This window comes from Pseudomonas sp. CMR5c, from assembly GCF_003850545.1.
In the GTDB taxonomy this organism is placed as follows: Bacteria; Pseudomonadota; Gammaproteobacteria; order Pseudomonadales; family Pseudomonadaceae; genus Aquipseudomonas; species Aquipseudomonas piscis.
In genome coordinates this window covers 4,385,929-4,397,565 of record NZ_CP027705.1, presented here as the reverse complement: position 1 = coordinate 4,397,565, position 11,637 = coordinate 4,385,929, and the positions used below count along the sequence as shown (strand labels likewise).

10 protein-coding genes are annotated in these 11,637 nt (G+C 63.7%); 6 read left to right on the top strand and 4 right to left on the bottom strand.

Going from position 1 to position 11,637, the window contains the following annotated elements:
* Positions 1-75 precede the first annotated feature (75 nt).
* The 4 genes from C4K40_RS20140 (at position 76) to C4K40_RS20125 (ending at position 4,828) form a co-directional block, all read left to right on the top strand.
* Positions 76-549 (top strand): MarR family winged helix-turn-helix transcriptional regulator, encoded by a 474-nt coding sequence (locus tag C4K40_RS20140; RefSeq protein ID WP_022639666.1) that lies wholly within the window; start codon positions 76-78, stop codon positions 547-549.
* A complete protein-coding gene (locus C4K40_RS20135; protein WP_053136651.1) occupies positions 546-2,015 on the top strand; it encodes an efflux transporter outer membrane subunit in 1,470 nt (489 codons plus the stop codon). The genes C4K40_RS20140 and C4K40_RS20135 overlap by 4 nt, the downstream gene beginning before the upstream one ends.
* Before the next feature lie 15 nt (positions 2,016-2,030).
* Complete coding sequence (locus tag C4K40_RS20130) at positions 2,031-3,230, top strand: efflux RND transporter periplasmic adaptor subunit (RefSeq protein ID WP_053136648.1); 1,200 nt, start codon at positions 2,031-2,033, stop codon at positions 3,228-3,230.
* 68 nt (positions 3,231-3,298) lie between these two features.
* A complete protein-coding gene (locus C4K40_RS20125) occupies positions 3,299-4,828 on the top strand; it encodes a DHA2 family efflux MFS transporter permease subunit (protein WP_053136644.1) in 1,530 nt (509 codons plus the stop codon).
* Positions 4,829-4,942: 114 nt separating this feature from the next.
* Here the strand turns inward: C4K40_RS20125 and lpxH are convergent, their stop codons facing one another.
* Entirely contained in the window at positions 4,943-5,695 is a 753-nt protein-coding gene (gene lpxH / locus C4K40_RS20120) for a UDP-2,3-diacylglucosamine diphosphatase (protein ID WP_053136640.1), read from the bottom strand.
* Positions 5,692-6,195: a peptidylprolyl isomerase gene (locus tag C4K40_RS20115; protein ID WP_022639660.1), complete on the bottom strand. Its 504-nt coding sequence runs from the start codon at positions 6,193-6,195 to the stop codon at positions 5,692-5,694. Before C4K40_RS20115 ends, lpxH begins: the two co-directional genes overlap by 4 nt.
* 270 nt (positions 6,196-6,465) lie before the next feature.
* Here C4K40_RS20115 and C4K40_RS20110 point away from each other — a divergent pair, with 270 nt between their 5' ends.
* Positions 6,466-8,163: a glutamine--tRNA ligase/YqeY domain fusion protein gene (locus C4K40_RS20110; protein WP_022639659.1), complete on the top strand. Its 1,698-nt coding sequence runs from the start codon at positions 6,466-6,468 to the stop codon at positions 8,161-8,163.
* 18 nt (positions 8,164-8,181) lie between these two features.
* The gene (cysS, locus tag C4K40_RS20105; RefSeq protein ID WP_022639658.1) at positions 8,182-9,564 is read left to right on the top strand and encodes a cysteine--tRNA ligase; all 1,383 of its coding nucleotides are present in this window, start codon (positions 8,182-8,184) and stop codon (positions 9,562-9,564) included.
* 69 nt (positions 9,565-9,633) lie between these two features.
* Here cysS and C4K40_RS20100 read toward each other — a convergent pair whose 3' ends face one another.
* Positions 9,634-9,951, bottom strand: coding sequence for a DNA-binding transcriptional regulator (locus C4K40_RS20100; protein WP_053136637.1), 318 nt, complete (start codon positions 9,949-9,951; stop codon positions 9,634-9,636).
* A 218-nt stretch (positions 9,952-10,169) separates the two neighbouring features.
* Positions 10,170-11,633, bottom strand: a complete 1,464-nt coding sequence (nuoN, locus tag C4K40_RS20095) for an NADH-quinone oxidoreductase subunit NuoN (protein WP_022639656.1) — start codon at positions 11,631-11,633, stop codon at positions 10,170-10,172.
* Between the last annotated feature and the right edge of the window lie 4 nt (positions 11,634-11,637).

Here is an 11,637-nt window from a genome sequence, read left to right as displayed (position 1 = left end):
TTACATTGACATTCGCTGCCTAGGCAGTAACATCTCGTCACACACTCCCTGCCTAGGCAGCTAATTGGTGAGCAGATGAAGCATTTCCAACCGGACGATTTTCACAATTGCCATCTTGGCCTGCTGCTGGGGCGCGCCGCCTTGCTCAAGGACCGGATTATTGACACCCACATGGAACCCCACGGCATCACCGCCGCGCAGTTCAAGGTGCTGATCATCATGGCCCAGTTCGGTGTCGATACCCCGGCCGAACTGTGCCGCCACTTGTCCCTGGATAGCGGTTCCATGACCCGCATGCTCGATCGTCTGGAACAGAAGGATTTCCTGGTGCGCAGGCGTTCCGAAGGCGATCGCCGCCAGGTGCAGCTGGTGCTCACCGAGGAAGGCCGCAAGCTCACCGACCGCTTGCCCTTCATCGGTGCCGAGGCGATGAACGAATTGACCGGCGCCATCACTCCCGAGGAGTTGGCCACCCTGGAACAGATCCTCAAGAAAATGCTGCTGGCAGCCGGTGACCCGATCACCATCCAGCGAGTAGGTGCCAAATGAGCAGTAGAACCTTGCGTACTCGCGCCAGCCTGGTGCTGATGGCCATGAGCCTGGCCGGTTGCGCCAATTACAGTGGCCTGGACACCGAGGGCGTGAGCCTCTCGGCCCAGAGCCTGGCCACCGGCCAGGCGCTCAATGGCGTCAGCCTGTCGCCGGCAGCCTGGCCCCGTGCCGACTGGTGGAAGAGCCTGGGCGACAGCCAGCTCGACGGCCTGATCCAGGAGGCCCTGCGCGACAGCCCGGACATGCAGATCGCCAGCGCTCGCGCGCATCAGGCCAGTGCCGCGGCCTATGCCGCCGATGCCGAGCGGATGCCGACCCTGGACGCCAGCGCCGGTGTCAGCCGTTCGCGCCTGGCCCGCGACCAGGATCCCCGAGGGCAGGGCGGAGCCTATTCCACGGTGCGCAACCTGGGCGCCAGCTTCAACTACAACTTCGATCTCTGGGGCGGTCAGCGCGCAGCCTGGGAAGCGGCCCTGGGCCAGGCCCGGGCCGCCGAGGTCGATCGCCAGGCCGCCAGCTTGAGCCTGGCCGCCGACGTCGCCCGGGCCTATAGCGACCTGGGGCGTGCCTATATCGTCCATGACCTGGCCACCGAGGACCTCAAGCGGACCCGGCAGATGCTCGACCTGAGCCAGCGGCGCTTGAGCGCCGGGATCGACAGCCAGTACCAGTACCAGCAGACCGAGAGCCTGGAGGCCAGCTCCCAGGCCAGCCAGATCGATGCCGAGAAGCAATTGCAGAGCGCCAAGATCGCCCTTGCGGTGTTGCTGGGCAAGGGACCGGAGCGCTCCGACGAAATCCGTCGGCCCAAGGTCCTGCAGGCCAGTGCCGTGGCGCTGCCGTCGGTGTTGCCGGCGGAACTGCTGGGGCGTCGCCCTGATCTGGTGGCGGCCCGCTGGCGGGTGGAGGCGGCGAGCAAGAACATCGACGCCAGCAAGACCCGCTTCTATCCCAACCTCAACCTGAGCGCCAGCGCCGGTGCCGAGTCGGTGCTGGGGGACGCGATGTTCGGCTCCGCCAGCCGTTTCTTCAACATAGCCCCGACCGTCTCGCTGCCGATCTTCGATGGTGGGCGGCTGCGGGCTAGCCTCGACGCCCGGGACGCCGACTACGACCTGGCGGTGGCCCAGTACAACAAGACCCTGGTGACGGCTCTCGGCGACGTCAGCGACAGCGTCACCCAGTTGCGCGATATCGGCCGGCAGATCGCTGCCCAGCAACATGCCACCGACATCGCCCAGGAGTCCTATGACACGGTGGTCCAGCGCTACGGCTCGGGTATCGGCAACTACCTGGACGTGCTGAGCATCGAGCAGCAATTGCTGCAGACCCAGCGCCAACTGGCCACGCTCAACGCGCAACAGATCGACCTGTCGATCCAACTGATGCAGGCCCTGGGGGGCGGTTTCGACACCCAGAACCTGGCTTCGGCCAATCCCAGCCCCGCCCCGCAGACCAAATAATTCGAGGTATTTGTCATGGCTACCGCCGACACTCAAAACACTCCAAGCACTCCGGACAACGCCAACCCACGCAAGCGCAAGGTCATGCTGCTGGGGCTGGCGGCCATCGTCGTACTGGGCGGCCTGGGCGTCTACGCCTGGCATGAGCTCTATGGCCGCTGGAATGAAAATACCGACGACGCCTACGTCAACGGCAACGTGGTGGAGATCACCCCGCTGGTCACCGGCACGGTGGTCAGTATCGGCGCCGACGATGGCGACCTGGTGCATGAAGGCCAGGTGCTGATCAACTTCGACCCCAACGATGCCCAGGTCGGCCTGCAGAGCGCCGAGGCCAACCTGGCGCGGACCGTGCGCCAGGTGCGCGGCCTGTACAGCAATGTGGATGGCATGCGGGCCCAGGTGGCCGCGCAGAAGGCCGAGGTGCAGAAAGCCCAGGACAACTACAACCGCCGCAAGAACCTCGCGGCCAGCGGGGCGATTTCCCAGGAAGAGCTGTCCCACGCCCGGGATGACCTGACCAGCGCGCAGAATGCCCTGGCCAACGCCCAGCAGCAGCTCAACACCACCAACGCCCTGGTGGACGACACCGTGGTTTCCAACCATCCGGACGTGCAGTCGGCGGCCGCGCAACTGCGCCAGGCCTACCTGAACAACGCGCGCAGCACCTTGATCGCCCCGGTCACCGGCTATGTGGCCAAGCGCACCGTGCAACTGGGCCAGCGTGTGCAGCCGGGTACGGCGCTGATGGCGGTGATTCCCCTGGACCAGCTGTGGATCGATGCCAACTTCAAGGAAACCCAGCTGCGCGACATGCGTATCGGCCAGCCGGTGGACATCGAGGCCGACATCTATGGCAGCGATGTGAAGTACAGCGGCACCGTGGACAGCCTCGGCGCCGGTACCGGCAGCGCCTTCGCCCTGCTGCCGGCGCAGAACGCCACCGGTAATTGGATCAAGATCGTCCAGCGGGTGCCGGTGCGGATCCACATCAATGCCGAGGAACTGGCCAAGCATCCGCTGCGGGTCGGCCTGTCGACGGTGGTCAACGTCAACCTGCGGGACCAGAGCGGCCCGGTGCTGGCCCAGCAGCCACCGCAAAAGGCCTCGTTCAGCACCGCTGTCTACGACCGCCAGCTGGTGGAAGCCGATGCCCTGATCACCCGGCTGATCCACGACAACAGTGCGGCCATCGGCAAGACGGCCAAGCGCTGATTCGCCAATCCGTCCGTCCCGGCTCCGTCTAGGAGCCGGGAGGCCTGTCCCGTTCCAAAGGATTCGCGATGAGCAATAACGCCTCTTTCACCCCGCCCAGCTTGCTGCTGAGCACCATCGGCCTGTCGCTGGCGACCTTCATGCAGGTGCTCGACACCACCATCGCCAACGTGGCGCTGCCGACCATCTCCGGCAACCTGGGGGTGAGTTCGGAGCAGGGCACCTGGGTCATCACCTCGTTTGCCGTGAGCAACGCCATCGCCTTGCCGCTGACCGGCTGGCTGAGCCGGCGCTTCGGCGAAGTGAAGCTGTTCATCTGGGCCACGCTGCTGTTCGTGCTGGCCTCGTTCCTGTGCGGCATTTCCACCTCGATGCCCGAGCTGGTGGGCTTCCGGGTGCTGCAAGGGGTGGTGGCCGGGCCGCTGTACCCGATGACCCAGACCCTGCTGATCGCCGTCTATCCGCCGGCGAAGCGAGGCATGGCCCTGGCGTTGCTGGCGATGGTCACGGTGGTGGCGCCCATAGCCGGGCCTATCCTCGGCGGCTGGATCACCGACAGCTACAGCTGGCCCTGGATTTTCTTCATCAACATCCCCATCGGGCTGTTCGCCGCCTGGGTGGTGATGCAGCAGCTCAAGGCGCGGCCGGTGGTCACCAGTCGCCAACCGATGGACTACATCGGCCTGCTGGCGTTGATCATCGGTGTCGGCGCCTTGCAGATCGTCCTCGACAAGGGCAACGACCTGGACTGGTTCGAATCCAACTTCATCATCATCGGCAGCGTGATCTCGGTGATCGCCCTGACGGCGTTCGTGATCTGGGAAATGACCGACCGCCATCCGGTGGTCAACCTGCGGCTGTTCGCCCATCGCAACTTCCGCATCGGCACCATCGTGCTGGTGGCCGGTTACGCGGGGTTCTTCGGGATCAACCTGATCCTGCCGCAGTGGTTGCAGACGCAGATGGGCTACACCGCCACCTGGGCCGGCCTGGCCGTGGCGCCGATCGGCATCCTGCCGGTGCTGATGTCGCCCTTTGTCGGCAAGTATGCGCACAAGATCGACCTGCGCCTGCTGGCGGGCCTGGCGTTCCTGGCCATGGGCCTGAGCTGCTTCATGCGTGCCGGCTTCACCAACGAAGTGGACTTCCAGCATGTGGCCCTGGTGCAGTTGTTCATGGGCATCGGCGTGGCGCTGTTCTTCATGCCGACCCTGAGCATCCTGATGTCGGACCTGCCACCCCACGAGATCGCCGATGGCGCCGGCCTGGCGACCTTCCTGCGGACCCTGGGCGGCAGCTTCGCGGCTTCGCTGACCACCTGGATCTGGATTCGCCGGGCGGACCAGCACCACGCCTACATGAGCGAGCACATGAGTGTCTTCGACCCGGCCACCCGGGAAACCCTGAACAGCCTGGGCGGCGCGAGCACCAAGGCCTACGCGCAGATGGACCAGATCCTCACCAGCCAGGCGTACATGCTCTCCACCGTGGACTACTTCACCTTGCTGGGATGGAGCTTCATGGGCCTGATCCTGCTGGTCTGGATGGCCAAGCCGCCGTTCGCCGCCAAGGCCGGCCCGGCCTCGGGCGGACACTGACGGCATAGCAGCGATAAAGAACACCGGCGTGCCGGCGGAGCGCTCCTCGAACCTATGGCAAGTTCGAGAACCTCTTCGCCGGCACGCCGGTTTTCGTTTCAGGCAAGCGTTGCTTCAGGGAGAGTCCGGTAGCGCCAGTTGGGTGGGCACGAAGTCGAAGGCCGCCAGTTGCATGCCTTGTTCGTCCACCTGCAGCGCCCAGCCCTGGCGGTCCCAGTCGCCCAGCACGATGCGCCGGGCCGCCTGGTCGCCGATCTGCAACTTGTGGATCGCCGGACGATGGGTGTGGCCATGCACCAAGGTGCGGACCCCCTGTTGCTGCATCACCAGCGGCACCTGCTCCGGGGTGACGTCGACGATGTCGTTGGCCTTCATGCGGGTCTGCGCCCGGCTTTCGCTGCGCAGCTTGCGTGCCAGCTTGTGGCGGGTACGCAATGGCAGGTGGCGCAGGATCCACAGGCTCAGCGGGTTGCGCAGGTAACGGCGCATGCGCTGGTAGGCTTCGTCGCGGGTGCACAGGCTGTCGCCATGCATCAGCAGCACCGGCTCGCCGTAGAAGTCGACGACGCTGGGGTCCTTGAGCAGGGTGGCGCCGGCGGCCTTGCAGAAGGCCTGGCCGAGCAGGAAGTCGCGATTGCCGTGCATCAGGAATACCTGGGTACCGCTATCGCTCAGCTCCCGCAGAGCCTGGCAGATGGAAAGCTGGTAGGGGGTCATGGCATCGTCGCCGATCCATACCTCGAAGAAGTCGCCGAGGATGTACAGCGCCTCGGCGTCGCGGGCGCGGCCACCGAGTAAATCCAGAAACGCCCGGGTGATGTCCGGGCGTTGCTCTTCCAGATGCAGGTCTGAAATCAGCAGTATCACTCAATGATCTCGGCTTTCTCGATGATCACGTCTTCTGCCGGTACGTCCTGGTGGCCGGCCTTCATGGTGGTGGCCACGCCCTTGATCTTGTCGACCACTTCGCTACCGGCGATCACCTTGCCGAATACTGCGTAGCCCCAGCCCTGCACGGTCTTGCCGCTGTGGTTGAGGAAGCTGTTGTCGGTGACGTTGATGAAGAACTGCGCGGAGGCCGAGTGCGGCTCCATGGTACGGGCCATGGCGATGGTGTACTTGTCGTTGGAGAGGCCGTTGTCCGCTTCGTTCTGGATGCTTGGGCGCTTGTCTTTCTTCTCTTTCATGCCAGGTTCGAAGCCGCCGCCCTGGATCATGAAGTTACCGATGACGCGGTGGAAAATGGTGTTTTCGTAATGACCGGCTTTCACGTATTCGACGAAGTTGGCCACGGTCAACGGGGCTTTCTCGGCGTTCAGTTCCAGCACGATCTCGCCGTGGTTGGTGGTCAGTTTGACTTGGGTCATGGTCGGTACTCTTTATAAGGAAAGCGTTTTCAAGAAAATCTTCGCGGCCGGGACAGGCAAGCGGTCCGGACCGATCTGGCGCATCCTGCGGCCAAGGAGCGCAGTTTAGCCTGAGAGCCATGAATTTCGAGGTGGTTTTTTAACTTGCCTGCTATTAATAGCCGCAGTTTTAAAGCTGCGCTCTGTCAGGCACTTGACAGCATCGGCTATGATATCCGTTTTGATTTATCAGGCCGCATCCGGCCGCGCACTTGTACGTTCAAGGATCCTATGAGCAAGCCCACTGTCGACCCTACCTCCAATTCCAAGACTGGACCGGCCGTACCGGTCAACTTCCTGCGCCCGATCATCCAGGCGGACCTGGACTCGGGTAAACACACGCAGATCGTGACCCGCTTCCCGCCGGAGCCCAACGGCTACCTGCACATCGGTCACGCCAAGTCGATCTGCGTGAACTTCGGCCTGGCCCAGGAATTCGGTGGCGTCACCCACCTGCGTTTCGACGACACCAACCCGGCCAAGGAAGACCAGGAGTACATCGACGCCATCGAGCGCGACGTCAAGTGGCTGGGCTTCGAATGGGCCGGTGAAGTGCGCTATGCCTCGCAATATTTCGACCAGTTGCACGATTGGGCAGTGGAGCTGATCAAGGCAGGCAAGGCCTATGTCGACGACCTGACTCCCGAGCAGGCCAAGGAATACCGTGGCACCCTCACCGAGCCGGGCAAGAACAGCCCGTTCCGCGAGCGCTCGGTGGAAGAGAACCTGGACTGGTTCGCCCGCATGAAGGCCGGCGAGTTCAAGGACGGCGAGCGCGTACTGCGGGCCAAGATCGATATGGCTTCGCCGAACATGAACCTGCGCGACCCGATCCTCTACCGCATCCGCCATGCCCATCACCACCAGACCGGCGACAAGTGGTGCATCTACCCGATCTACGACTTCACCCACGGCCAGTCGGACGCCATCGAAGGCATCACCCATTCGATCTGCACCCTGGAGTTCGAGAGCCATCGTCCGCTGTACGAGTGGTTCCTGGACAACCTGTCGGTGCCGTGCAAGCCACGCCAGTACGAGTTCAGCCGGCTGAACCTGAACTACACCATCACCAGCAAGCGCAAGCTCAAGCAATTGGTGGACGAGCAGCACGTCAATGGCTGGGACGACCCGCGCATGTCGACCCTGTCGGGCTTCCGCCGTCGCGGCTACACCCCCAAGTCGATCCGCAACTTCTGCGAGATGATCGGCACCAACCGTTCCGACGGCGTGGTGGATTTCGGCATGCTCGAATTCAGCATCCGTGACGACCTCGACCAGAGCGCCCCGCGTGCCATGTGCGTGCTGCGCCCATTGAAGGTGGTGATCACCAACTACCCGGAAGGCCAGGTCGAGAACCTCGAGCTGCCGCGTCATCCGAAAGAAGACATGGGCGTGCGCGTGCTGCCATTCGCCCGTGAAATCTACATCGATCGTGACGACTTCATGGAAGAGCCACCAAAAGGCTACAAGCGCCTGGAGCCGGCCGGTGAAGTGCGCCTGCGCGGCAGCTACGTGATCCGCGCCGACGAGGCGATCAAGGATGCCGATGGCAACATCGTCGAACTGCGCTGCTCCTACGATCCGGACACCCTGGGCAAGAACCCGGAGGGCCGCAAGGTCAAGGGCGTGATCCACTGGGTGCCGGCGGCCGCCAGCGTCGAGTGCGAAGTGCGCCTGTACGATCGCCTGTTCCGTTCGTCGAACCCGGAGAAGGCCGAGGACGGCGCGAGTTTCCTGGACAACATCAACCCTGACTCCCTGCAAGTGCTCACTGGTTGTCGTGCCGAACCCTCGTTGGGCAACGCACAGCCGGAGGACCGTTTCCAGTTCGAGCGCGAAGGCTACTTCTGCGCGGATATCAAGGACTCGAAACCAGGTGCCCCGGTATTCAACCGTACCGTGACCCTGCGCGACTCCTGGGGTCAGTGATTCAGTCAAGGAACTAACGTGCTAACGATCTACAACACGCTCACCAAGAGCAAAGAAGTCTTCAAGCCCCTGGATGGCAACAATGTGCGCATGTACGTGTGCGGCATGACCGTATACGACTACTGCCACATCGGCCATGGCCGCAGCATGGTCGCCTTCGACCTGGTGACCCGCTGGTTGCGTTTCAGCGGCTACAACCTGACCTACGTGCGCAACATCACCGATATCGAAGACAAGATCATCAATCGGGCGCGGGAGAACGGCGAGCCGTACAACGCCTTGACCGAGCGCATGATCACGGCCATGCACGAGGACGAGGCCCGGCTGAACATCAAGAAGCCGGACCTGGAACCACGGGCCACGGATCATATCCCGGGCATGCTGAGCATGATCCAGACCCTGATCGACAAGGGTTATGCCTACGCACCTGGCAATGGCGACGTGTACTACCGCGTCGCCAAGTTCATGGGCTACGGCAAGCTGTCGCGCAAGAAGATCGAGGACCTGCGCATCGGCGCGCGGATCGAGGTCGACGAAGCCAAGCAGGACCCGCTGGACTTCGTCCTGTGGAAGGCCACCAAGCCGGGCGAGCCGAGCTGGGAGTCGCCATGGGGCGCCGGGCGTCCGGGCTGGCATATCGAGTGCTCGGTGATGTCCACCTGCTGCCTGGGCGAGACCTTCGACATCCATGGCGGCGGCAGCGACCTGGAGTTCCCGCACCATGAGAACGAGATCGCCCAGAGCGAGGCGGCCACCGGCAAGACCTACGCCAATGCCTGGATGCACTGCGGCATGATCCGCATCAATGGCGAGAAGATGTCCAAGTCCTTGAACAACTTCTTCACCATCCGCGACGTGCTCGACAAGTACCATCCGGAGGTGGTGCGCTACCTGCTGGTGTCCAGCCACTACCGCAGCGCGATCAACTACTCGGAAGACAACCTCAAGGACGCCAAGGGCGCCCTGGAGCGGTTCTACCACGCGCTCAAGGGCTTGCCTAAAGTGACCCCTGCCGGCGGCGAGGCCTTCGTCGAGCGTTTCACCCAGGTGATGAACGACGACTTCGGTACCCCGGAAGCCTGTGCCGTGCTGTTCGAGATGGTGCGCGAGATCAACCGCCTGCGTGAGAGCGATCTCGACGCGGCGGCAGGCCTGGCGGCCCGCTTGCGGCAACTGGCAGATGTACTGGGCGTACTGCAACTGGAGGCCGAGGACTTCTTGCAGGCCGATGCCGGTGGTCGGGTCGACGCGGCGCAGGTCGAGGCGCTGATCCAGGCCCGCCTGGCGGCCCGGGCCAACAAGGACTGGGCCGAGTCCGACCGGATCCGTGACCAGATCACCGCCATGGGCGTGATCCTGGAAGACGGCAAGGGCGGCACCACCTGGCGCCTGGCTGACTGAGCCCTGGTTCGCAAGCAATAAAAAACCCGCCTCGTGCGGGTTTTTTATTGGCTGCGGGAAAAAGCCCCCTCAGGTCAGCGCAGCCAGGCGCTGCATGGTATCCGGGAAGCGTTCGACCAGGCGGATCAAGGTGGTGGCCTGGGCACTGGGAGTGGCGCGGCCTTGTTCCCAGTTCTCCAGGGTACGGGTGTTGGTGCGCAGGTACATGGCGAATACCGAGCGCGACAGGTTCAGTCGCTGGCGGACCTTCAGGACCTCGGCAGCGCTGATGGGCGGCAGCTTGCCGAGCTTCACCTGCTGGCTGCGCAGGGTGATCTTGCCCTGACGCTCCAGGGTGAGGGCCGGGACGCCCTCCAGTGGCTCGGGAAAGATCTCGTGTCTGCTCATTGCTTCTGTCCTCGACCTCATTTTCCAGAGATGCTCCGGCTCGTTGCCAGACTGAGGGGATAGCCTAGGACGGGGATCCGCAAGCGGCTTTCGGAATCAATCGCCGGAGCGCCAGGGAGGATTCCGAGTATTGATGGGAAGAGGGGAGGGCTGGGCGCCTGAAATGCAAAACGGCACCCGAAGGTGCCGTTTTGTGTGGAGCATCGTTGCTTGGGCGATCAGCCCGCCAGGCCGGAATGCTGGACCAGGGTCAGCAGTGGCTGTGGGTACACGCCGAGGAAGAACGCCAGCAGCGCGATGGCCAGCAGCATGACGCCACCGGCTTTCTGTTCCCAGTGCAGCTGGGCATCGACGCGACGCAGGTTCGGCTCGATCAGGTACAGGGTGACCATCACGCGCAGGTAGTAGAACACGCCGATGGCGCTACCCAGGATCAGCGAGCCTACCAGCCACCATTGATGCGCTTCGACACCGGTGGCGATGATGTAGAACTTGCCGATGAAGCCCGCGGTCAGCGGGATACCGGCCAGGGACAGCATCATCACGGTCAGCACGGCGGTCAGGTACGGACGGCGCCAGAACAGGCCGCGGTACTCGTACAGGGCGTCGGCGTCGCGACCTTTGTAGGGCGAGGACATCAGGGTGATCACGCCGAAGGCGCCGAGGCTGGTGATCACGTAGGTGACCAGGTACACGCCGATGGCTTCCATCGCCAGGCCCTTGCTCGCCACCAGGGCGATCAGCAGGTAACCGAAGTGGGCGATGGACGAGTAACCCAGCAGGCGCTTGAGGTTGCTCTGGGTCAGCGCCAGCAGGTTACCCACCAGGATCGAGGCAATGGCGATCACGGTCAGGACGTTGCTCAGGACGCCGCTGCTGGCCACTGGCGACAGCTGGAACAGGCGCACCAGCACCGCGAACACCGCGACCTTGCTGGCGGTGGCCAGGAAGGCGGCTACCGGGGCAGGAGCCCCTTCGTAGACGTCCGGGGTCCACAGGTGGAAAGGCACCAGCGACAGCTTGAACGCCAGGCCGACCAGCATCATGCCCAGGCCCAGCTGTGCCAGCGGGCTTGGCAGGCCGGTGGCCGCCAGGGCCTGGCCGATGCCGCTGAAGCTCAGGCTGCCGGCTTCTGCATAGAGCAGGGCCATGCCGAACAACAGGAAGCCCGAGCCGGCGGCCGACAGCACCATGTACTTGATGCCGGCTTCCAGGGAGCGCTTGTTGAAGAAGGCATAGGCCACCAGGCCGTAGACCGGTACCGACAGCAGTTCCAGGCCGATGAACAGGCCGGCCAGGTTCTGCGCGCTGACCAGCACCAGGCCACCTGCGGCGGCCAGGAGGATCAGCAGGTACAGTTCTTCACGGTTGCCCGGGTAACCGCTGCTGCCGTCGCCCAGGTAGGCGTGGGCCAAGGTCACGCAGGCCAGGGTGGCCACCAGGATCAGGGCCATGTAGAGGCATGCGAACTGGTCTATCTGCAACAGCGGCGTGACCGCGATGGGTGCCACTTTCAGCACCGGGAAGATCGACAGCAATGCCAGGTTCAAACCCGCCACCGAGAGGAGGAAGGTCTGGGCGTGATTGCGACGCCAGGCGATCGCCAACATCACCACCACAAGGGTGGCGCTGGTGATCAACAGCGGCGCCAGGGCGATAAAGTGTTGAATCGTAAAGTCCATAGCG